This is a genomic window from Paraclostridium bifermentans, assembly GCF_019916025.1.
GTDB lineage: Bacteria > Bacillota > Clostridia > Peptostreptococcales > Peptostreptococcaceae > Paraclostridium > Paraclostridium bifermentans.
In genome coordinates this window covers 2,651,630-2,673,659 of sequence record NZ_CP079737.1, presented here as the reverse complement: position 1 = coordinate 2,673,659, position 22,030 = coordinate 2,651,630, and the positions used below count along the sequence as shown (strand labels likewise).

23 protein-coding genes are annotated in these 22,030 nt (G+C 29.2%); 22 read left to right on the top strand and 1 reads right to left on the bottom strand.

All coding sequences use genetic code 11. From position 1 onward, the window contains the following. The first annotated feature begins 164 nt into the window (after positions 1 to 164). The 19 genes from dapF (at position 165) to KXZ80_RS12830 (ending at position 17,355) form a co-directional block, all read left to right on the top strand. The gene (dapF, locus tag KXZ80_RS12920; RefSeq protein ID WP_021433850.1) at positions 165 to 995 is read left to right on the top strand and encodes a diaminopimelate epimerase; all 831 of its coding nucleotides are present in this window, start codon (positions 165 to 167) and stop codon (positions 993 to 995) included. A gap of 3 nt (positions 996 to 998) precedes the next feature. Continuing rightward, positions 999 to 1,880 carry a YicC/YloC family endoribonuclease gene (locus KXZ80_RS12915; protein ID WP_021430081.1) on the top strand — a complete coding sequence of 294 codons (882 nt, stop codon included), beginning with the start codon at positions 999 to 1,001 and terminating at the stop codon, positions 1,878 to 1,880. An 11-nt stretch (positions 1,881 to 1,891) separates the two neighbouring features. After that, complete coding sequence (remA, locus tag KXZ80_RS12910) at positions 1,892 to 2,152, top strand: extracellular matrix/biofilm regulator RemA (protein WP_021430041.1); 261 nt, start codon at positions 1,892 to 1,894, stop codon at positions 2,150 to 2,152. A gap of 14 nt (positions 2,153 to 2,166) precedes the next feature. After that, positions 2,167 to 2,781, top strand: coding sequence for a guanylate kinase (gene gmk / locus KXZ80_RS12905; RefSeq protein WP_021430076.1), 615 nt, complete (start codon positions 2,167 to 2,169; stop codon positions 2,779 to 2,781). Between the two features lie 2 nt (positions 2,782 to 2,783). After that, the gene (gene rpoZ, locus KXZ80_RS12900; protein WP_021430086.1) at positions 2,784 to 3,053 is read left to right on the top strand and encodes a DNA-directed RNA polymerase subunit omega; all 270 of its coding nucleotides are present in this window, start codon (positions 2,784 to 2,786) and stop codon (positions 3,051 to 3,053) included. A 4-nt stretch (positions 3,054 to 3,057) separates the two neighbouring features. Next, entirely contained in the window at positions 3,058 to 4,257 is a 1,200-nt protein-coding gene (gene coaBC, locus KXZ80_RS12895; protein WP_021433849.1) for a bifunctional phosphopantothenoylcysteine decarboxylase/phosphopantothenate--cysteine ligase CoaBC, read from the top strand. 130 nt (positions 4,258 to 4,387) lie between these two features. Beyond that, on the top strand, positions 4,388 to 6,844 hold the full coding sequence (priA, locus tag KXZ80_RS12890) for a primosomal protein N' (protein WP_021433848.1): 2,457 nt from the start codon (positions 4,388 to 4,390) through the stop codon (positions 6,842 to 6,844). Positions 6,845 to 6,864: 20 nt separating this feature from the next. Next, positions 6,865 to 7,305 carry a peptide deformylase gene (def, locus tag KXZ80_RS12885; protein ID WP_021430007.1) on the top strand — a complete coding sequence of 147 codons (441 nt, stop codon included), beginning with the start codon at positions 6,865 to 6,867 and terminating at the stop codon, positions 7,303 to 7,305. Positions 7,306 to 7,320: 15 nt separating this feature from the next. Further along, positions 7,321 to 8,253, top strand: a complete 933-nt coding sequence (gene fmt, locus KXZ80_RS12880; protein ID WP_021433847.1) for a methionyl-tRNA formyltransferase — start codon at positions 7,321 to 7,323, stop codon at positions 8,251 to 8,253. A gap of 4 nt (positions 8,254 to 8,257) precedes the next feature. Beyond that, on the top strand, positions 8,258 to 8,992 hold the full coding sequence (locus KXZ80_RS12875) for a DUF116 domain-containing protein (protein WP_021433846.1): 735 nt from the start codon (positions 8,258 to 8,260) through the stop codon (positions 8,990 to 8,992). 2 nt (positions 8,993 to 8,994) lie between these two features. Further along, the gene (locus tag KXZ80_RS12870; RefSeq protein WP_021433845.1) at positions 8,995 to 9,693 is read left to right on the top strand and encodes a zinc metallopeptidase; all 699 of its coding nucleotides are present in this window, start codon (positions 8,995 to 8,997) and stop codon (positions 9,691 to 9,693) included. A gap of 58 nt (positions 9,694 to 9,751) precedes the next feature. Further along, the gene (gene rsmB / locus KXZ80_RS12865) at positions 9,752 to 11,077 is read left to right on the top strand and encodes a 16S rRNA (cytosine(967)-C(5))-methyltransferase RsmB (protein WP_021430006.1); all 1,326 of its coding nucleotides are present in this window, start codon (positions 9,752 to 9,754) and stop codon (positions 11,075 to 11,077) included. Between the two features lie 8 nt (positions 11,078 to 11,085). Then, positions 11,086 to 12,114, top strand: a complete 1,029-nt coding sequence (gene rlmN, locus KXZ80_RS12860) for a 23S rRNA (adenine(2503)-C(2))-methyltransferase RlmN (protein ID WP_021433844.1) — start codon at positions 11,086 to 11,088, stop codon at positions 12,112 to 12,114. Between the two features lie 16 nt (positions 12,115 to 12,130). Then, positions 12,131 to 12,880 (top strand): Stp1/IreP family PP2C-type Ser/Thr phosphatase, encoded by a 750-nt coding sequence (locus KXZ80_RS12855; RefSeq protein WP_021433843.1) that lies wholly within the window; start codon positions 12,131 to 12,133, stop codon positions 12,878 to 12,880. Positions 12,881 to 12,892: 12 nt separating this feature from the next. Further along, a complete protein-coding gene (gene pknB, locus KXZ80_RS12850) occupies positions 12,893 to 14,734 on the top strand; it encodes a Stk1 family PASTA domain-containing Ser/Thr kinase (protein WP_021433842.1) in 1,842 nt (613 codons plus the stop codon). Positions 14,735 to 14,875: 141 nt separating this feature from the next. Continuing rightward, the gene (gene rsgA / locus KXZ80_RS12845; protein WP_021433841.1) at positions 14,876 to 15,760 is read left to right on the top strand and encodes a ribosome small subunit-dependent GTPase A; all 885 of its coding nucleotides are present in this window, start codon (positions 14,876 to 14,878) and stop codon (positions 15,758 to 15,760) included. A 2-nt stretch (positions 15,761 to 15,762) separates the two neighbouring features. Next, positions 15,763 to 16,419, top strand: coding sequence for a ribulose-phosphate 3-epimerase (rpe, locus tag KXZ80_RS12840; protein WP_021430069.1), 657 nt, complete (start codon positions 15,763 to 15,765; stop codon positions 16,417 to 16,419). 9 nt (positions 16,420 to 16,428) lie between these two features. After that, positions 16,429 to 17,079, top strand: a complete 651-nt coding sequence (locus tag KXZ80_RS12835) for a thiamine diphosphokinase (protein ID WP_021433840.1) — start codon at positions 16,429 to 16,431, stop codon at positions 17,077 to 17,079. 129 nt (positions 17,080 to 17,208) lie between these two features. Then, a complete protein-coding gene (locus KXZ80_RS12830; RefSeq protein ID WP_021430102.1) occupies positions 17,209 to 17,355 on the top strand; it encodes a hypothetical protein in 147 nt (48 codons plus the stop codon). A 155-nt stretch (positions 17,356 to 17,510) separates the two neighbouring features. On the opposite strand, the gene rpmB is transcribed toward KXZ80_RS12830, so the two are convergent. Beyond that, positions 17,511 to 17,699, bottom strand: a complete 189-nt coding sequence (gene rpmB, locus KXZ80_RS12825) for a 50S ribosomal protein L28 (protein ID WP_021122933.1) — start codon at positions 17,697 to 17,699, stop codon at positions 17,511 to 17,513. A 208-nt stretch (positions 17,700 to 17,907) separates the two neighbouring features. Between rpmB and KXZ80_RS12820 the strand changes: the two genes are divergently transcribed. The 3 genes from KXZ80_RS12820 to recG all read left to right on the top strand — a co-directional run bounded on the left by KXZ80_RS12820 (position 17,908) and on the right by recG (position 22,030). Further along, a complete protein-coding gene (locus tag KXZ80_RS12820; protein WP_021429975.1) occupies positions 17,908 to 18,258 on the top strand; it encodes an Asp23/Gls24 family envelope stress response protein in 351 nt (116 codons plus the stop codon). A gap of 15 nt (positions 18,259 to 18,273) precedes the next feature. Continuing rightward, entirely contained in the window at positions 18,274 to 19,896 is a 1,623-nt protein-coding gene (locus KXZ80_RS12815) for a DAK2 domain-containing protein (RefSeq protein WP_021433839.1), read from the top strand. Positions 19,897 to 19,969: 73 nt separating this feature from the next. Further along, positions 19,970 to 22,030, top strand: a complete 2,061-nt coding sequence (gene recG, locus KXZ80_RS12810) for an ATP-dependent DNA helicase RecG (RefSeq protein ID WP_021433838.1) — start codon at positions 19,970 to 19,972, stop codon at positions 22,028 to 22,030.

Here is a 22,030-nt window from a genome sequence, read left to right as displayed (position 1 = left end):
AAATTTATTAAGTAAGTAAATTATTACACATATAAATAATAATGTGAATATAATATTGAGAATATAGTCTAAAATAATATAGAGTTTACACTCAATATAATTTCCTTTTATGAACAAAATATTGTATAATAAGCTAAGAATTCAATTTTATAGGGGGGATATAAATGAACTTCTGGAAATTACATGGAGTCGGAAATGATTTTATAGCAATTGACGGTAGGTTTGATAATAAAGATTCTAACGACTACTCAGATTTAGCTAAAAAAGTGTGTCATAGAAGATTTGGCGTTGGAGCTGATGGACTACTAGTAGTTAAAACCTCTGATATATCTGATGTAGAAATGGTATATTATAATTCTGATGGATCAAGAGCTAATATGTGTGGAAATGGATTAAGATGTTTTTGTAAGTTTGTGTATGACAATAACATAGTAAAAGATACAGAATTTAGTGTATACACACTTGACGGAATAAAAAAAATATCTTTAAATATAGAAAGTGAAAAAAATTATACTATAAGCGTAAATATGGGAAAACCAAATTTCAATCCAAAAAACATTCCAGTAAATACAAATAAAGAAGTCTTTATAAAAGAAAAGCTATTAATAGATAATAAAGAAGTAGAAGTAAGTTCAATTCTAATGGGAGTGCCACATACTATTGTATTCGTAGATGAACTTATAAAAGAAGATATATATAAATATGGAAAACTTATAGAAGAAAATGAAATTTTCCCAAATAAAACTAATGTTAATTTTGTTAAAATTGATGATAAAGATAACATACATGTATACACATGGGAAAGAGGATGCGGATATACTCTAGGATGTGGGACAGGTATGACAGCTTCTGTAATTTTAGCTAACTATTTAGGTAAAACTAATGAAATAGTTAATGTAAAATCAGAAGGCGGAAGCGTAAGGATAGAGCTTCTTGATGATGTATATATGATAGGAAATGCAGTTAAAATATGTGAAGGAACTTTGGAGGTATAGCATATGGCTATTAGTATGACAGGTTTTGGAAGAGGCGAATACAAAAATGATAACTATCATTTTACCGTAGAATGTAGAACTATAAACCATAAGTACGTAGATATAAACACACGTCTTCCTAGAAAAATATCTTTTCTAGAGGATAAAATAAGAAATGTAGTCAAAGATTATATAAAAAGAGGTAGAGTTGATTTATATATAAAACTTGACTTAGTAGGTAGTGAAGATGTAAACTTAAAATTTGATGAGAAGTTAGCTTCTGAGTATGTAAATATATTAAATAATATAAAAGACACATTTAACTTACAAGATGATATAACAGTTATGAATATAGCAAAATTCCCTGATATAATAAAAAGTGAAGAAAAAGAAGAAGATGAAGATTTATTATGGTTAATGCTAAGGGATGCATTAAATGACTGTTTAGTTAAGTTAAAAGATATGAGGGTTGAAGAAGGCTTAAAACTTGCTAATGATATAGATATGAGATGCGATTTGTTAAAAGATTATATTGAACAAATAGAAAACTACTCATATAATGTTGTTAATGAATATAAAGAAAAATTAAACGGCAGAATAGCTGATATTTTAGAAAACCCAAGTCTTGTAGATGAAAATAGATTGGCTCAAGAAGTTGCTATATATGCAGATAAATGCAGTATAACAGAAGAAATAGTAAGATTTAAAAGCCATATAATACAACTTAAAAAAGCTATACATAAAGATGAGTCTATAGGAAGAAAAATAGACTTTTTAATACAAGAGATGAACAGAGAAACTAATACTATAGGGTCGAAATCATCTGATTTAAATATAACTAATTTAGTTGTTGAAGTAAAAAGCGAACTAGAGAAAATAAGAGAACAGATACAAAACATAGAATAGGAGATGCGTTTATGAGTACGAACCTTATAAATATAGGATATGGGAATGTAGTTATGGCTAACAAGGTAGTTGCTATAGTAAGTCCAGAATCAGCTCCTATAAGAAGATTAATACAAGAAAGCAAAGAAAATGGAAGATTAATTGATGCTACTTATGGTAGAAAGACTAGAGCAGTTATAATAACTGATAGTCAGTATATAATATTATCATCGGTACAACCAGAAACCGTAGCACATAGATTCACAGACAAAGATGATAATATAGAGAATTAGAAAGGAAGATATAGATGAAGAGGAAAGGTTTATTGCTAGTTGTTTCTGGACCGTCAGGAGCAGGAAAAGGAACTATATGTAAAGAATTTTTAAATAATAATGAGGATGTAAAGTTATCAGTTTCAGCTACTACAAGAAATCCAAGAGACGGTGAAGTAGACGGAGTTAACTATTTCTTTGTAACTAAAGATAAGTTTAAATCAATGATAGTTAATAATGAACTGTTAGAGCATGCTCAAATATATGATAATTTTTATGGTACGCCTAAAGCTGCAATTTTAGAAAATCTAGAAAATGGACATGACGTTGTTTTAGAAATAGAAATGCAAGGAGCTAGACAAATAAAAGAAGTTTATCCAGAAGGGGTATTCATATTTATACTTCCTCCATCTCTTGACGAACTTAAAAATAGAATAGTTGGAAGAGGAACAGAAACTGAAGAACAAATAAATAAAAGATTTAGTTGTGCAATGGATGAAATATGTCAAATAGAAAATTATGATTACTTTATAGTAAATAAAGATGTGAAAAATTCAGCTCAAGAATTAGAACATATAATATCAGCTGAAAAAAATAAAGTTTATAGATACAAAGATAATATAATAAAGAAATTCAAGGAGGAATTATAAAAATGATAAAACCATCAATAAACGAGGTATTAAACCAAATAGATAATAGATACTACTTAGTAGTAACTGTAGCTAAAAGATCTAGAGAATTAATAGATGGAGCTACTCCATACGTTCCTACTACTAAGCATCAAGAAATAAAGCCTGTTACTTTAGCTACTCAAGAAGTTGCAGATAGAAAAATATCATTTAGAAAATTAACTGAGGAAGAAATAGAAATAGAAGAAGCTAAGCACTTATTAGCTCAAACTCAAAATATAATAGAGGAGTAAGATCATGCTAAAAGATAAGACTGTTGTTATAGGCGTATGTGGAGGAATAGCTGTTTATAAGGCTTGTGACTTAGTTAGCAAGTTGAAAAAAACAGGTGTAAATGTACATGTAATAATGACTAAATCAGCAACAGAATTTGTAGCTCCGCTTACATTTCAGACATTAAGTCAAAACTATGTAGTTGAAGATATGTTTGAATCTCCAAAAACTTGGGATGTAGAACATATATCATTAGCTAAGAAAGCAGATGTATTTGTATTAGCTCCAGCTACTGCAAATGTTATAGGCAAAGTAGCTAATGGTATTGCAGATGATATGTTGACTACGACTATTATGGCTACAAAAGCAAAAGTTCTTATAGCTCCAGCTATGAATACTAATATGTATGAAAATCCTGTTGTACAAAGGAATATACAAACTTTAAAAGATTTAGATTATAAGTTTGTAGAACCAGAAAGCGGAAGATTAGCTTGTGGAGATATAGGATCAGGAAAACTTGCATCTGTTGATACTATTTTTAATAGTATAATTGAACTTTTAGAAATTAAGAAAGATTTAGAAGGAACTAGCATGATAATAACTGCTGGACCTACAGTTGAAAGTATTGATCCGGTAAGATACATAACGAATAGATCAACTGGAAAAATGGGATACTCTATAGCTAAAAAGGCAATAGAAAGAGGAGCGGATGTAACTTTAGTATCTGGGCCTACAAATATAGTTCCACCTCAGAATTTAAAGAAATTTATTCAAATAGAATCAGCGGAAGATATGTATAATGCTGTTTTAGAAAATATGGATGAAAATCAAGTTATTATAAAGAGCGCTGCAGTTGCAGATTATAGACCTAAGGAATACTCAGATAATAAAATAAAAAAATCTGATGATGATTTAAGCATAAGACTAGATAGAACTAAAGATATTGCTTTAGAATTAGGAAAAATAAAAAATAATAAGATTTTAGTTGGATTTGCAGCAGAAACTAATGATTTATTAGAAAATGCTAAAAATAAAATTCAAAAGAAAAATTTAGATTTTATCGTAGCAAATGACTTAACTCAAGATGGTGCTGGATTTGGTGTTGATACCAATATAGTTAAGATTATAGATAGAGAGGGTGTTGTACAAGAACATCCTAAAATGAAAAAAGAAGAGGTAGCAGATGTTATCTTAGACAAAATAAAAACTCTATTAAACAAATAAGCATCTATATTTATATAGATGCTTAATTTTCATTTATAGGCAAATGTAATAGATATAATATATGAACTTATAAAGAATGAACTTACTGTAAATGATAATAACGATATAAATTTGAAATAGAGGTTAAATTATGAAGCGATTTGCAAAAGTGATAGTGAGAAATAACTCTATATACACTGACAATTTATTTACATATGAAATTCCAGAATTTTTAAGTGAAAATATAAAAATTGGGCATAGAGTACTAGTTCCTTTTGGAATTTATAATAAGCCAGTAGAAGCATTTGTATTTGATATTGTGAGCGAATTAGATGAAGATATAAAAACTAAAAAAGTAGTAGATATATTAGATGAAGAGCCGATTTTTTCAAAAGATGATATAAGCTTAATTGGATGGATGAGAAATAAATACTTATGTACTTATATAGATTGCATAAACTTATTGTATCCAAAAGGCTATAAGTTAAATAATTATAAAGTTTTAACACTTATAAATGATGATCTAGATAATTTAAGTGATAGTGAAATGAATTTAATAAAAATAATTAAAGAAAATCATGGATGTATAAAACTTGAAAAAATAAAGAAAGTACCCAATTTAAATAACTTAATATATAAACTACAGAAAAAAAATATTATAAATGTAAAATGGGAATACAAAAACCATAAAAATGAGAAAAAAGATTATATTATAGATATATCTAAACAAATAAACAACATAGACAGACATATACTGGAAAATAAGGTAAGGCTAGGAAGTAAACAAAAAGAACTTATTAAGTTTGTACAAGAAAAGAAACCTATTGAATTAAGTAAAATAAATGACGTATTCCCCTCATGTAGACAAAGTATATTAAAATTAGAAGAAAAAGGTCTTGTATGTATTGAAGAGATAGATTTATATAGAAAACCTAAAGAGATATATTCTGTAGAGGATAAAAAAATAAATTTAAATGAAGAACAATTAAATACAGTAAATATTATAAAAAGCGAAATGTTTGAAGAAAATAAAAAACCATATATGATACACGGAGTAACTGGCAGTGGAAAGACAGAAGTATATATGGAGATAATAGACTATTCCTTAAGTCAAGGGTTAGATAGTATTGTTTTAGTCCCAGAAATTTCACTAACACCACAGACTATATCAAGATTTAAAAATAAATTTGGAGACATAGTTGGAGTTTTTCATAGTCAGTTATCAGAAGGTGAAAAACATGATGTGTATAAACAGATAAAAGAGGGGAAAATAAGGATACTTATTGGGGCTAGATCGGCTTTATTTGCTCCATTTACAAGTCTTGGAGTTATAATTATAGATGAATTCCATGAAGGTGCGTATAAGTCTGAGAAGAATCCAAAGTTTAACTCTATAGATGTTGCTAAATATATAGCTAATAAAAGAGATGTTTCCTTAGTTTTAGGGTCAGCGACTCCATCTGTTGAGGAATATTTCAATGCATTAAATGGAGAATATAAATTATTAGAAATAAATCAAAGAGCAAATAAAAAGCCTATGCCTAAAATCGAAGTTGTAGATATGAAAGAAGAGCTGATGGTAGGTAATAAAAGTATATTTAGTAATAAGTTAAAAGTTGAAATACAAAGCGCTTTAAATTATGGAAATCAAGTTATATTATTTTTAAACAGAAGAGGATTTTCGAACTTTGTTTCTTGTAGAAAATGCGGATATGTATTTACTTGTGAAAATTGTGATATATCTCTTACATATCATAAAAAAAATAATACTGGAAAATGCCATTATTGTGGATATGAAAAAGAAATTCCAAAAGAATGTCCAGAGTGTAAAAGTAAATATATAAAACCATTTGGAATAGGAACTCAAAAAATAGAAGAAGAAATAAAGTTAATTTTTCCAAATATAAATGTATTAAGGTTAGATAAGGATACAACATCTAGAAAAGGTGAATTCGAAAACATACTAAATGATTTTAAAAATAAAAAAGCAGATGTGTTAATAGGTACTCAAATGCTTAGTAAAGGTTTGGATTTTGAAAATGTTACTTTGGTGGGAATTTTATCTGCAGATATGATTTTGAAATTCCCTGACTTTAGAAGTTCAGAAACTACATTCCAATTAATAACTCAAGTAGCAGGAAGAGCAGGGAGATCAGAAAAAGAAGGAAAAGTTATATTACAAACATACGATACTGATCATTATGCAATTAGACATGCTATAAAATATGATTTTAAAGGATTTTATGAAGATGAAATTAAAATAAGAAAAGCATTTGAATATGCTCCTTTTAATAATATGATTAGTGTTGTAATTAGTGGAAAAGATAATGCTAAAGTAGAGAAAAATGCTAGAAAAATGTATGATTCATTAGTATATCTACTAAGAGAACGAGGTATAAGTAATTTAGAGTTCATATTAGGGCCAAATCCTTGTTCTATAAGCAAGATAAATCAAAATTTTAGATGGCAAATACTATTTAAAGATGATGATATTGAAATTAATCTATTAAAGGGTATAATAAAATATATATGTATAACTAAGCGCGATATAGTTTTTGATAAGGATACAAACATATCAATAGATATAAACCCTTATAGTGTATTATAAAATTTTAGGAGGAATATAAAATGGCGTTAAGACAAATAGTTCAAATAGGAGAACCGGTATTAAGAAAAAAGTGTAAACATGTTGAAAAAATCGATGAAAAAATAATTCAATTATTAGATGATATGGCAGACACTATGTATGAGGCTGATGGAGTAGGACTTGCAGCTCCTCAAGTTGGAATATTAAAAAGAATAGCTGTAATAGATGTAGGTGATGGGATTATAGAACTAATAAATCCAGAGATAATAGAAACTTCTGGAACTCAAACTGATGATGAAGGATGTTTAAGTGTTGTAAATGAGTGTGGGCCTGTAACAAGACCATACTACGCAAAAGTTAGAGCTATGAATAGAAAAGGGCAAATGTTTGAAATAGAAGGTGAAGAACTTTTAGCAAGAGCATTTTGCCATGAGATAGACCATTTAGATGGAATATTATTTGTAGATAAAATTGAGAAGTAGTAGGAGTTGAAAAATATGAAAATAGTATTTATGGGAACTCCAGAATTTGCAGTTCCGTGCTTACAGAAAATAATAGATGAAGGCCACGAAGTTGTAGCCGTAGTTACTCAACCAGATAAACCTAAGGGTAGAGGTAAAAAATTAGCTATGCCGCCAGTAAAGGAATTAGCTCTAAAGTATGATATACCAGTATACCAACCTTTAAAAGCTAGGGAAGAATCATTTGTTGATACATTAAAAGAAATGAACCCAGAACTTATAGTAGTTGTAGCTTTTGGACAAATACTTCCAAAGAGTATTTTAGATATACCTAAATATGGATGTGTTAATGTACACGCTTCTTTACTACCAAGATACAGAGGAGCAGCTCCTTTAAACTGGGTTATAATAAACGGAGAAGAAAAAACAGGTGTAACTACAATGTATATGGATGAAGGTCTTGACACTGGAGATATGATATTAAAAAGTGAAATACCTTTAGATGATGAAATAACTGCAGGAGAGCTTCATGATAAAATGATGATAGATGGAGCTAAAGTTTTAAAAGAAACTATCGATTTAATAGAAAAAGGTGAGGCTCCTAGAGAAAAACAAAGGAATGAAAATACTTGTTACTCACCGATAATGAATAAGTCACTAGGAAATATAGATTGGAATAAATCAGCTATAGATATACATAACCTTGTGAGAGGAATAAATCCATGGCCTAGTGCTTACACAACTTATGAAGGTCAAACTATGAAAATATGGAAAACTAAAGTCATAGATAAAAACAGTGATAAAGATCCTGGAACTATAATTAGTGTAGATAAAGAAGGAATAAATGTATCTACAAGTGAAGGTATAGTTCAGATTAAAGAAATCCAAATGGCTGGAAAGAAAAGAATGGAAGTGCCTGAATATATAAAAGGAAACAATATAAACACAGACATTATATTAGGAAGTTAAAATTATGAATTTTAAAAAATACATGACAACTACAGTGTTTTTAATAGGAATATTACTATTTTTATTGGTGGGATTAAATATTTTTATGAATAGTCTTGAAAATATATTTTCTATATTAGTAAATGGGGTAATAATATTATTATTAATTATTACTATATTTTCAACTTTAGTTACCTATATGGTTGTAAATGATAAAAGAGTAAATAAATATATAATGAAGTTTAACTTTAGTATAGTTAGCTTTTTATATCCTGTACTTATTGTTTTAGGGAATACTTTAAATGTGCCTAAAAATGAAATAAGAAAAGTATATATAAAATTAAATAATAATTATATATATAGTAATAGGTATAAGATAAAGCCTGAAGACATACTTATTTTAATACCACATTGTATCCAAAAAAGTGAATGTAAATTAAAGATAACTACAAATGTAAGAAACTGCAAAAGTTGTGGACTTTGTAATGTAAAAGATTTAATAGATTTACAAGATAAGTACAATGTACATGTATTTATAGCAACTGGAGGTACATTAGCTAGAAAGAAAATAAAAGAAACTAGACCTAAGGCTGTAGTTGCTGTAGCTTGCGAAAGAGATTTAACTGCAGGAGTACAAGATATAAGACAAGTACCAGTTTTAGGAGTCTTTAACAAAAGACCTAATGGGCCTTGCGTAGATACAAAAATTGATGCAAGTGAAGTTGAAAATGCAATAAAATTCTTTATAGGAGAGTGTTAAATATGATGCACTATGGCTATGGATATATGTTTGATCCGACATTGTTTATTTTAATACCAGGTATATTATTTACTATGTATGCTCAGTTCAAAGTAAGTAGCACAACAAGTAGATACTTTAGAGTTCAAAGTAGATTAGGTTATACAGGAGAACAAACAGCTAGAAAAATATTAGATGCAAATGGACTTTACAATGTTAATATTGAAATGGTTAGAGGAAGTCTTAGCGACCACTATGACCCAAGAAGTAATGTAGTTAGGTTATCACAAGATGTTTATTCTGGTACATCTATTACTTCTGTTTCAGTTGCAGCACATGAATGTGGGCATGCAATTCAACATGCTAAGGGATATGCGCCTCTTCAAATGAGAAGTAGTTTGGTTCCTGTAGTGAACTTTGCGTCTAATATATCTTGGTTTTTAATATTCATAGGATTATTTATGACAGGTCCTTTTTTAAAAATTGGGATATTATTATTTTCAGCATCTGTAATATTCCAAATAATTACCTTACCAGTAGAATTCAATGCATCTAGTAGAGCTATGGTTCAAATTGGGAATGAAGGTATATTAGAAGGAAAAGAGATAAAACAAGGGAGAGAAGTACTAACAGCAGCTGCCTTAACATACGTTGCAGCAGCATTAGCATCAGTGCTTCAATTATTAAGATTAATTGCAATATCACAAAGACGTGATGATTAATAGAGATTGTCCTAGGGGTTTCTAGGACTTTTTCTATTTAAATATATGGAGGTATTTAATGAACGCAAGAGAATTAGCATTTAAAACACTATACGATATAGAAAGAAATAAAAATTATTCAAATTTATCTATTAACAAAAATTTTAAAAACGTAAATATAAGTGATCAGGAAAAAGGTCTTGCAACAGAACTTATTTATGGAATTATAGAAAATAAATATTATTTAAATTATATAATAGATAAATTATCTAAGATAAAATCGAAAAAAATGTCAACCTATGTTAAAATATCATTATGGTTAGGAATTTATCAAATACTATTTTTAGATAGCATAAAAGAGCATGCAGCAGTAAACGAGAGCGTTTCTCTTATTAAAAAATATGATAAAAAGTCATCTGGATTTGTGAATGCTATACTTAGAAATGTACTAAGAAACAAAGAGACTATAATGGATATAGAAAAAGAAAATAAGGTAGATACTTTATCTATAAAGTATTCATATAGTCCATGGATAATTCAAAAATGGATGAATGTATTTGGAGAAGAATTTACAGAGGATTTATTAGAAGCTAATTCTGAAAAACCTAATTTATATATAAGAGTAAATACAACTAAAATAACTAAAGATGAATTAATCGAAAAGTTAAAGGCTCAAGGAATTGTATGCAGTAAAGTTAATGGAATTGATGAAGCTATAATGGTACAAAATCTTAAAAATATAGAAGGTAATAAATTATTTAGAGATGGACTTTTCACAGTTCAAGATATAAGTTCTATGCTTGTAGGAAAAGTAACAAATCCAAAAGAAGGTAGTTTAGTTTTAGATATGTGTAGTGCGCCAGGAGGTAAAACAACACATTTGGCAACTTTAATGAATAATAGTGGACAAGTTATAGCAAGAGATGTATTTGAACATAAATTAAAACTTATAAATAATACTGTTAATAGATTAGGATTAAAAAATGTAAAAGTAGAAAATTTAGATGCATTAGAAATAGATGAAAGTAGTATAGATAAATTTGATTATGTAGTATCGGATGTTCCTTGTTCTGGAATGGGAATAATAAAAAGAAAACCAGAAATAAAGTTTAAAAAAGAAGAAGAACTTAAAGACTTACCGGTTATACAAGGCGCTATTTTAAATAATGCAGCTAAGTATGTTAAAGTGGGTGGTCACTTAATATATAGTACTTGTACTATACATGATGAAGAAAATATAGATATAATTAATAAATTCTTACAAGATAATGAAAAATTTGAATTAGAACCTATTGATGAAGTTAAGATTGATTTAGATAATCAAGATAAAGGATATATAAAAATTTATCCAAATATACATGGTATGGACGGATTTTTTATAGCAAAACTTAAGAGAGTAAGGTAGGCAATTATATGGATAATAAGACATGTTTAAAAAATTTAACTGAAGAAGAAATAAAAGAGTTTTTAAAAAGTATAGGAGAGAAAGCTTTTAGAGGATCTCAAATATTTAGCTGGATTTATAAAGGAGCAAAATCTTTTGATGATATGAATAATATACCAAAAGTTCTAAGAGAAAAATTAGATGAGGTTTCATATATAGGCAGCTTAGATGTTGAATTAAAATTAGAATCTAAAATTGATGGAACTAGAAAGTATTTATTTTTACTTAATGATGGGAATATAATAGAAAGTGTAATGATGGAATACGAACATGGCGTAACCGTATGTATATCAAATCAAGTTGGATGTAGAATGGGATGTAGATTTTGCGCATCTACTATAGATGGATTACTAAGAAATTTAGAACCTTGGGAAATATTAGATCAAATAATACAAATTCAAGAGGATATAGGTAAAAGAGTGTCAAATATTGTATTGATGGGAAGTGGAGAACCTCTTGATAACTTTGATAATACTAAGCAGTTTTTAAAACTAGTAAATGAAAAGAATGGGCTTAATATAGGATATAGACATATTACATTATCAACATGTGGAGTAGTTCCTAAAATGTACGAATTAGCAGATTTGAAAATTCCTATAAATTTAGCGTTGTCACTGCATTCTCCTTTTGATAAATCAAGAAAAGAGATAATGCCAATAGCAAATGCATATTCAATAAAAGAAGTTATAGATGCGTGTAAACACTATATAGAAAGTACTAATAGAAGGGTTACGTTTGAGTATTCATTAATAAAAGGTGTGAATGACTCTATAGATGATGCTAATCAATTGTCTAAAATTTTAAAGGGTATGTTATGTCATGTTAACTTAATACCTATAAACAAAGTAGAAGAAAGAGATTATGAAAAACCAGATAAAACTTATGTATATAAATTTAGAGATATGTTAAATGAAAAAAATATACCAGCTACTATAAGAAGAGAAATGGGAGCGGATATAAATGGAGCTTGTGGTCAATTAAGAAGAAAACACAAATAGATGAAGGGGGAAAATTATGAAATATAGTTGTATTTCCCATATTGGAAGAATAAGAAAAAATAACGAAGACTATTGCAAAGGTGAAATTATATCAACAAATTCGGGAGATATAGGAATATTTGCAATAGCTGACGGTATGGGTGGCCATAATAAGGGTGAAGTTGCAAGTGAATTAGCTGTAGAAAATATAGTGAAGTTTTTGAGAAATAACTTAGTTCAAAATGAATTTGTAAAAATAAATTATATAGATGATATTCTTAAGCAAGCTTATAATAACGTAAACTCTATAATATACAAAAAATCTAAAGATGATGAAATATACACTGGAATGGGAACTACATTAACAACTGTAATAATACATAAAGGAAAAATATATATTGCAAATGTAGGAGATAGCAGATGTTATATGTTACACGATGGAGAGTTTGAAAAAATTACAAGAGATCATTCTTTAGTCGAAGAACTTATAGTAAAGCATGCTATAACTGAAGAAGAAGCAAAAACACACCCAAATAGAAATATTATAACAAGAGCTCTGGGAACGGAACAAATTATATTAGTTGATATTTATAAAAAAGATATTAATAAAGATGATAAAGTTTTATTAGCTACTGATGGATTAACAGGGTTTGTAGATAAAAATGAAATAAATGAAATTATATCTAAAGATGAGGAAGTAGAAGTTATAGCTGAAAATTTAATAAACAAGGCTAATGAACTATCAGGGAAAGACAATGTATCGGTTATATTAGTTAATTATAATTAGGATGGTGATATAGTGGGAGAAACAGTTTTAGGAAATAGATATGAAATAATAAAAAAAATAGGCGATGGAGGTATGGCTTTTGTATATGAAGCTAGAGATAAGCTTTTAAACAGAACTGTAGCCATAAAGGTTTTAAGACCAGAGTTTGTGGATGATGAAGAATTTTTAACTAAATTTAAAAGAGAAGCCGAAGCCGTTGCAAGTCTTTCGCATCCTAACATTGTAAATGTATATGATGTAGGAGAAGATGGAAAAGTTCATTACATAGTAATGGAGCTTATAGAAGGACAAAATTTAAAGGATATAATAAAAAATGAAGGTACTTTAGATGAATATACAGCATTAGATATAGCTAAGCAAATAGCTAAAGCGTTAGGTGCCGCACATAGAAAAGGGATTATACATAGAGATATAAAACCTCATAATATACTTATATCTAATGAAGGCAGACTTGTTAAAGTTGCTGACTTTGGTATAGCTAAGGCTGTATCTAGTTCAACTATAACAAGTACTGGAAGTGTAATAGGTTCGGTACACTATTTTTCACCAGAACAAGCTAAAGGAAAATTTGTTTCAAATACAACAGACTTATACTCTTTAGGTATCGTATTATACGAGATGATAATAGGAAGAGTTCCTTTTACAGGAGAAAGCCCTATATCCATAGCTCTTCAACATATAAATGAAGAGATAGAATTTACTCAAGAAGAGAAAGTTTCTATTCCTCAAAGTGTTAGGAATATAATAAAGAAATTAACTTCAAAGTCTAGCGCTGATAGATATCAAGGTGCAGATGAATTAATAGAAGATATCGAGTATATAGAAAAAAATATAGATTTAGATTTTATAAAAGAATATGATAATTATGCTACTCAAAAAATAGATGAAGCTGAGCTAAATAAAGCTTTAAAGTTAGCAGAGACTAAACCGCAAAATATATATGAAGAAGATGATGTAGAAGAAGAACTAGACAATGCAGTTCCTGCTAAACCTTCTTCAAAAATAAATAAGAAAAAAAATAAAAAATCGGATAATCCTAAAAGTAAAAAAAGATGGAAAATAGCAGCTATAGTTTTAACTTTAGTGCTTATAACACAAATAGTAGTGATAGGTAAAATTGCTTTAGGATTTAAAAATAAGGATACAGCAGAAGGAACTGCTCCGAATTTAATAAACATGGAACTGGATGAAGCCCAAAAGAAAGCTGATGAGTTGGGTCTGAATATAAGGGTTAGTATAGAGGAGTATAGTGATAGCGTTGAAAAAAATCATGTAATATCACAAACTCCAAATGAGGGAACTCCTGTTAATCCAGGAGATACAATTACTTTAACTATAAGTAAGGGTCAAAGTCAAACATCTATACCAAGTGTTGTAGGTAAGACGTTAGGAGAAGCTGGAAATATTTTAAAAGAAAATAAACTACAATTAGGAAATGTAAAATATGTAGATAGTAATGAGGCTAAAGATATAGTTGTAGCTCAAAATCCAAACTCTGGAAATATAAAGCCAGGAGATAAGGTAAATGTAGAAGTTAGTAAAGGACCTCAACAAAAGCCAGAACCTAAACCGGAAGAGCCAAAAGAACCAGAGAAACCAACAGAGCCAGAAAAACCAACTGAACCAGAAAAACCAACTGATCCAGGGACAGGTGGATCTGGGAATGAAGGAGGAACAACTGATCCAGGAACAGGAGATCAAGGAACAGGAGATCAAGGAACAGGAGGGTCAGGTTCGGGAACAGGAGACCAAGGTGGGAGTTCAGGAACAGGAGGCCAAGGAACAGGAGGTTCATCAACACCTGCCAATCAAGCTACAGATCATCAAAGTGCGAGTAATGGAACAAAACACTAGTGGTTTAAATTAAACATGTAATAAATAATAATTATAAAAAGTCCAATGATTAATAATTATTGGACTTTTTTGTAATATTTATGTAAATTAATATAGATAATATTAATTAGAAGTTTAACTAAATTTTATAGGAGGAATTAAATGATAGAAGGAATTATTACAAAAGGTATTGGGGGATTTTATTATATAGATACAAATCAAGGGGTATATGAATGTAGAGCTAGAGGTATATTTAGAAAAGAAAAAATTACTCCTTTAGTAGGAGATAATGTAAAAATAAATATAATTGATGAGAAAAATAAAAAAGGTGTACTTGAAGAAATAGATGATAGAGATACAGAATTAGTAAGACCGCCAATAGCTAATGTAAATAAAGCGATAATTGTATTTGCTATAAAAAATCCAAATCCAAATTTATCATTACTAGATAGATTCATAGTTTTAGCAGAAAGAGAATCTTTAGATATTGTTATAGTACTTACAAAGGCTGATTTAGCTACAGATGAAGAACTAAACAAATTAAAAAGTATATATGAAACGAGTGGTTACAAAGTAATACCCGTTAGTAATGAAGCTAAAATAAATATAGATAAGGTAAAAGAGGAATTAAAAGGCAATATAGTTGTATTTGCAGGTCCTTCTGGAGTAGGAAAATCAACTTTATTAAATAATATAGATAGTAAATTTCAACTGCAAACAGGTGAAGTTAGTGATAAAATAAAAAGAGGAAAACATACAACAAGACATGCAGAGCTTTTAAAGCTAGAATGTGGAGGTATGGTAGCAGATACTCCTGGATTTAGTTCATTAACTTTAGATGATATAGAAGAAGATGAGCTAAAGGAATACTTCATAGAATTTGATGAGTTTTCAGATGGATGCAAATTCGGAGGAAGATGTATGCATGAAAATGAGCCTATATGTGGGGTTAAAGAAGGGGTAAATGAAAGTAAAATAGCTAAAGAAAGATATGAAAGCTACTTACAATTGCTAAAAGAAAAGAGACAATCAAAGAGGAGGTATTAAAGATGATAAAGATGGCACCATCGATTTTATCAGCAGATTTTGCAAGGTTATTAGAGGATGTTAAGAAAGTGGAAAGAGCAGGTTGTGAATATTTACATATAGATGTTATGGATGGACATTTTGTTCCAAATATAACTTTAGGGCCAGCTATTGTTAAATCATTAAGAAAAGATGTAAATATGGTATTTGATGCTCATTTAATGATAGAGAATCCAGATAACTACATAAAGGATTTTGTAGATGCTGGATGTGATATGATAGTAGTTCATGAAGAGGCTTGTACTCATTTACATAGAACTATACAAAATATTAAATCATTTAATGTTAAAGCTGGTGTTGCATTAAACCCAGCAACTCCTATAGAAAATATTAAATATATACTAAATGATATAGACATGGTGCTTATAATGACAGTTAATCCAGGGTTTGGGGGACAATCATTTATAGGAACAATGATAGATAAAATAAAAGAGTTAAAAGCATTAATAGATGAAAAAGGATTAGATGTAGATATACAAGTTGATGGAGGAATAAAACCTTCAAACGTGAGCGAAGTTGTAAAAGCGGGAGCTAATGTTATAGTAGCAGGTTCAGCTATATTTAATAGTGATGATATAGAAGCTACTGTTAAAGAATTCAGATTAAATGCATCTAAGTAAGAGGATATTATGAAAGCGTGTATTTTATTAAACGGTAAAATAGAAGATTTAAACTTTTTAAAAAAGACGATTGATAAAGAAAATTACGATTATATAATCTGTGCAGATGGAGGAGCTAATTTTTTATACAAAATAAAAGTAGTTCCAGATTATATACTTGGAGATTTAGATTCTGTGGAATTAAAAGTTAAAAACTACTTTAAAGAAAAAGGTGTGAATTTTAAAAAATTCCCTGAAAGAAAAAACGAAACAGATACGCAATTATGTATACATTTAGCTAAAGGGTTAGGGATTGTTGATATAGACCTTTTAGGGGCATTAGGAGGGCGTATAGACCATACTGTCGCTAATATAAACCTTATGTACTATATTAAAAAATTAGGACTAAATCCTGTAATAAAAAACAATAAAGAAGATTTACATATGATAGAAAGTGAGTATATCGATATATTCGGTAAAAAAGGAGACACGATATCTGTTTTACCTGTTAATGGTGATTCGGTAGGTATAACTCTTGAAGGTCTTGAATACCCACTTAAAGATGCAACTATAGAATATGGAGATCCGATAGGTATATCAAATGTAATGGAAAGTGATAAATGTAGAATAACTGTCGAGAAAGGAACTTTGTTGATAGTTAAAAACATAGAGCCAGTATAGTTTAAGCTATGCTGGCTCTATATTTTTTAATAAAACATCGTATAGCTTGGTCTATTTTTAGTAATTTGTATTAAAGGAAAGAAATCATGAATATGATATTGTAGGAAGTTATTTATAGGAGGGAATAGTTTGAGGAATCAATACAGAAATTTACTTGGAATTTTATGCTTAGCAACGGGATTAACTGTAATTTTAGCGTTGATACTTCCAAATTGGATGTGGATGATACTACTAGCTATTGTCCTTATAGGGTGTGGAGTAATGTTATTTATGTAAAATAAATATTATTTTTAAGGGGGATATTGGAATGAAGGTAATAACTGTTAAATGTCCAAAATTTTTATCTAAGATAATAGTTTTTTTTATGAGAAAAAAATAGTCTTGAGACAAAAAAATAAAAGCCTACTGAGTGTAGGCTTTTTTTACTAAAACTAAGCTCTTTCAACTTTTCCAGAACGTAAACATCTAGTACAAACTTTTATTCTCTTTGGAGTACCATCTATTATCGCTCTAACGTTTCTTAAGTTAGCAGACCAAGTTCTTCTGCTATGTTTATTTGAGTGGCTCACTTGGTTTCCTGAAACTTTACCTTTACCACATACGTTACATACCTTTGCCATTTTACGTACACCTCCTTAAATGATAACTATAACACTGAAAACACAGTTTATATTAACATAAATCTCTAAAAAATGCAATAGAAATATATATTTGTCTTACACATATTGAAGAAATTCTTGTTATCATATAAAATTATATATATAATTCTATATAAAGTAAATATTAAAGTTAAAAATAAAATTAAAAATAATTTTAGGGGGTCAAACCATGAGCGCTAAAATAAACAACGAATTTGGAACAATAGAAATAGACAAGCATGTTATAGCACAAATAGTATATCAATCTGCGATGGAAAGTTATGGATTAGTAGGACTGGCATATAAGACAAAAGGCATAGTTGAATTATTAAAAGGAGAAAATGCTACTAAAGGTGTTAGCGTACAAGAACTAGAAGATGGAACTATAGCTATAGAACTTTACGTAATAATGCAATATGGAACAAACATATCAACTGTTGCAAATAACATAATAGATAAAGTAAAATATACAATTGAGAAAATAACTGCGTTAAAAGTAAGTAAAATAGATGTTAATGTTCAAGGTATACGAGTTAAGTAATTTAGGAGGAAAAATATGATTCAATATATTGATGGGAAAAATTTAAGAGACATGTTTGTCTCTGGTGCAAATAATCTTCAAAATAGTAAAGATTATGTAGATAAACTGAACGTGTTCCCAGTTCCCGATGGAGACACAGGTACAAATATGTCTCTTACGATATCTTATGCTATGAAAGAATTATCAAAAGTTAGTGAAGATGATATAACTAATATAGGTAAATCTTTAGCAAAAGGATCTTTAATGGGAGCTAGAGGTAACTCAGGTGTTATATTATCTCAAATAATAAGAGGTTTCACAAAATCTATAGAAGGCAAAGAAAAACTAAGTTCTATGGATTTAGCTCAAGCATTTAAAAATGGATCAGACACAGCTTATAAGGCTGTTATAAAACCAATAGAAGGAACTATATTAACTGTAGTTAGAGAAAGTGGAGAGTATGCTATAAAAGCTGCTAAGAAAGAGCAAGATATACTGAAATTTTTAGAATTGGTTATAAAAGAAGCTAATGAGTCTTTAGAAAGAACTCCAGATTTACTTAAAAACTTAAAAGATGCTGGAGTTGTGGATTCAGGTGGTAAAGGACTAGTACTTATATATGAAGGTATGTATGAAGCATTAAAAGGCAATGTGATTGCTGCTAATGGGCCAGGATCATCAAGTTCTTCTTCAGTGGAAGCTATGCAAGGTGAGATAAACACTGATGATATAAAATTTGCTTATTGTACAGAATTTATATTAGAAAGCAACAAAGTAACTTATGATAAAATAAGAGATATAATGTTAGATTATGGAGACAGTTTAGCAGTAGTTGGAGATGAAGGATTAATAAAAGTTCATGTTCATACTAATGAACCTGGATCAGTACTTCAAGAGGCTTTAAAATATGGACAATTAGTTACTATAAAAATAGAGAATATGAAAGTTCAGCATGAAAATATTTTAGTTGAAAATCAAACAGCAGTATCAGAAGAACCTGCTAAGGAATATGGATTTATAGCTACATCAATGGGTAGTGGATTAGCAGATATATTTAAAGACTTTGGAGTTGACTACATAATAGAAGGTGGGCAAACAATGAATCCTAGTACAGAGGATTTCATGAAAGCTATAGAGTCTATAAATGCAGAAAATATTATAATACTACCAAACAATAGTAATATAATAATGGCTGCAAACCAAGCTAAAGCATTAAGTGACAAAAACATAATAGTTATACCAAGTAAAAACGTACCACAAGGATTTACTTCTCTTGTAAGTTTTAATGCTGATGCAAGTGTAGAAGAAAATGAAGCTACAATGGTAGAAGCTTTATCAATGGTAAAATCAGGGCAAGTTACTTATGCAGTTAGAGATACTGTTATGAATGATATAGAAGTAAAAGAAGGAAACTTCATAGGAATAGGTGAAGGAAAGCTATTATCGGCAGGAGAAAAGAAAGAAGATATAACTTTAGGATTAATAGAAAAATTAGTAGACGAAGACAGCGCAATTATAACTTTATTCTATGGAGAAGAAGTAACTGAAGAAGAAGCTAACGAGTTTAAATCGATATTAGAAGAAAAATACGAAGATATAGATATAGAACTTTATTATGGCGGTCAGCCAATATACTATTATTTAATATCTGTTGAATAATATTTCAGAAATCCTGTATAATCTTACTATTAGGTAAGTTAAATTATACAGGATTTTTTTTAGGGTGATAAATATGAATAATTTAAATAAAGAAATTAAATATGTAAAAGGAATTGGTCCAAAACGTGCTAATAAATTAAGTAAATTAGGTATATTTACTGTATCTGACTTGCTTTTTTATTTTCCAAGACAATATGAAGATAGAAATAATCTAAGAAAAATATTCGAACTGAAAGATGAAGAAAAAGTAACTATAAGAGCTATTGTAAGTAGTATAGAGACGTCTAATGTTAGAAAGGGCCTAGTGATAACTAAGGTAGGCGTAAGGGATGAAACGGGGTTCGCTAGATTAGTATTTTTTAACCAAGAGTATATAAGTTCTACTTTGAAAAAAGGAGATACTGTGTTTGTATTTGGAAAGGTTAAGAAAACTTCTTATGGAATTGAGATGAGTTCTTGTGAAGTTGAACAAATGAGCAACAACCCTAAAAATACATGTGGAATAATGCCTATATACCCACTGACCTATGGATTAACAAATAAAGAGCTTATAAACATAGTAAAAACTGTTTTTAGTAATGAGCAAATTTATATTAAGGAATATCTTCCAAATAAAATTATACAAAAGTATAAACTTTGTAGTATTGATTTTGCAGTTAAAAATATACATTCGCCGACTAATAAAGAAAGTTTAAAAGTAGCACTATACAGATTAGTCTTTGAAGAGTTTTTAATGCTTCAGCTAGGGCTATTCCTATTCAAAAATGGTGTTACTGAAAAATCTGGTGTTAAGTTCGAAAAAGAGCAAAATCTTGTTAAAATATTAAACTCTTTACCATTTAAACTTACAAACGCACAAAATCGAGCTTTAAATGAAATTATTGATGACATGAACTGTGGAAAAGTAATGAATAGATTGGTTCAAGGAGATGTAGGAAGTGGTAAAACAGTAGTAGCACTTTTAGCCTTGGCAAATTGTGTTTTAAATGGCTATCAAGGGGCTTTAATGGCGCCTACTGAGATATTAGCAGAACAACACTTTATATCTTTAAATGAAACGCTATCACCGTTTGGAATTAATGTAGGATTGCTTGTAGGTAGTTTAACGAAAAAACAAAAAGAGAATGTATTACAAAGAGTAAAAGACAATGAAATTGATATTTTAATTGGAACTCATGCGCTTATAGAAGATAAGGTGGAGTTTAACAACTTAGGCATAGTAATAACCGACGAACAACATAGATTTGGAGTTAGACAAAGAAATAAACTTTCAGAAAAGGGATATAATCCTGATATTTTGGTTATGACAGCTACTCCAATCCCTAGAACTTTAGCTTTAATTTTGTATGGAGATTTAGATATATCTATAATTGATGAACTTCCGCCAGGAAGACAACCTATTGAAACTTTAGCTGTTTATAAGGATAAGAGGGAAAAAGCGTATAATAGTTTAGTAAGGTCTGAAGTTCAAAAGGGTAGACAAGTTTATATAGTATGCCCTTTGGTAGAAGAAAGTGAAGCTATAGAGGCTAGGGCTGCTGTAGATTTAGTAGAGGAGCTAAAGAGTGAATTTTTTAGTGACTTGAGATTAGGTCTTTTGCATGGTAAAATGAAACCTAGTGAAAAAGATGAAACAATGAAAAAATTTAAGAACAAAGAATTAGATATACTAGTATCGACAACTGTTATTGAAGTTGGAGTAAATGTACCTAATGCAACCCTTATGATAATTGAAAATGCAGAACGATTTGGATTAGCTCAACTACATCAGTTAAGAGGTAGGGTTGGTAGAGGAAGTCATAAGTCTTATTGTATATTGATTTATTCATCAAAATCAGAAGTGTGCTCTCAAAGAATGTCCATCATGGAAGAAACAACAGATGGATTTAAAATCTCAGAAAAAGACCTTGAGATTAGGGGCCCAGGTGAATTTTTTGGAACAAGACAACATGGGTTGCCAGAGCTAAAGGTGGCTAATATATTTAAGCATATGAAGATATTGAAAATAGCTCAACAAGAGGCTAGATATATAATAAGTGAAGATCCAAAACTTAATAATTATGAAAATGAAAAAATAAAAAAAGAAATATTGAAGAAATTTGAAAATAGATTGGAAGAAATATCATTAAATTAG

Excerpts from the sequence above, each read along its gene's own strand:
- dapF (WP_021433850.1), top strand. The coding sequence starts at position 165 with ATGAACTTCTGGAAATTACATGGAGTCGGAAATGATTTTATAGCAATT.
- KXZ80_RS12915 (WP_021430081.1), top strand. The coding sequence starts at position 999 with ATGGCTATTAGTATGACAGGTTTTGGAAGAGGCGAATACAAAAATGAT.
- remA (WP_021430041.1), top strand. The coding sequence starts at position 1,892 with ATGAGTACGAACCTTATAAATATAGGATATGGGAATGTAGTTATGGCT.
- gmk (WP_021430076.1), top strand. The coding sequence starts at position 2,167 with ATGAAGAGGAAAGGTTTATTGCTAGTTGTTTCTGGACCGTCAGGAGCA.
- rpoZ (WP_021430086.1), top strand. The coding sequence starts at position 2,784 with ATGATAAAACCATCAATAAACGAGGTATTAAACCAAATAGATAATAGA.
- coaBC (WP_021433849.1), top strand. The coding sequence starts at position 3,058 with ATGCTAAAAGATAAGACTGTTGTTATAGGCGTATGTGGAGGAATAGCT.
- priA (WP_021433848.1), top strand. The coding sequence starts at position 4,388 with ATGAAGCGATTTGCAAAAGTGATAGTGAGAAATAACTCTATATACACT.
- def (WP_021430007.1), top strand. The coding sequence starts at position 6,865 with ATGGCGTTAAGACAAATAGTTCAAATAGGAGAACCGGTATTAAGAAAA.
- fmt (WP_021433847.1), top strand. The coding sequence starts at position 7,321 with ATGAAAATAGTATTTATGGGAACTCCAGAATTTGCAGTTCCGTGCTTA.
- KXZ80_RS12875 (WP_021433846.1), top strand. The coding sequence starts at position 8,258 with ATGAATTTTAAAAAATACATGACAACTACAGTGTTTTTAATAGGAATA.
- KXZ80_RS12870 (WP_021433845.1), top strand. The coding sequence starts at position 8,995 with ATGATGCACTATGGCTATGGATATATGTTTGATCCGACATTGTTTATT.
- rsmB (WP_021430006.1), top strand. The coding sequence starts at position 9,752 with ATGAACGCAAGAGAATTAGCATTTAAAACACTATACGATATAGAAAGA.
- rlmN (WP_021433844.1), top strand. The coding sequence starts at position 11,086 with ATGGATAATAAGACATGTTTAAAAAATTTAACTGAAGAAGAAATAAAA.
- KXZ80_RS12855 (WP_021433843.1), top strand. The coding sequence starts at position 12,131 with ATGAAATATAGTTGTATTTCCCATATTGGAAGAATAAGAAAAAATAAC.
- rsgA (WP_021433841.1), top strand. The coding sequence starts at position 14,876 with ATGATAGAAGGAATTATTACAAAAGGTATTGGGGGATTTTATTATATA.
- rpe (WP_021430069.1), top strand. The coding sequence starts at position 15,763 with ATGATAAAGATGGCACCATCGATTTTATCAGCAGATTTTGCAAGGTTA.
- KXZ80_RS12835 (WP_021433840.1), top strand. The coding sequence starts at position 16,429 with ATGAAAGCGTGTATTTTATTAAACGGTAAAATAGAAGATTTAAACTTT.
- rpmB (WP_021122933.1), bottom strand. The coding sequence starts at position 17,699 with ATGGCAAAGGTATGTAACGTATGTGGTAAAGGTAAAGTTTCAGGAAAC.
- KXZ80_RS12820 (WP_021429975.1), top strand. The coding sequence starts at position 17,908 with ATGAGCGCTAAAATAAACAACGAATTTGGAACAATAGAAATAGACAAG.
- KXZ80_RS12815 (WP_021433839.1), top strand. The coding sequence starts at position 18,274 with ATGATTCAATATATTGATGGGAAAAATTTAAGAGACATGTTTGTCTCT.
- recG (WP_021433838.1), top strand. The coding sequence starts at position 19,970 with ATGAATAATTTAAATAAAGAAATTAAATATGTAAAAGGAATTGGTCCA.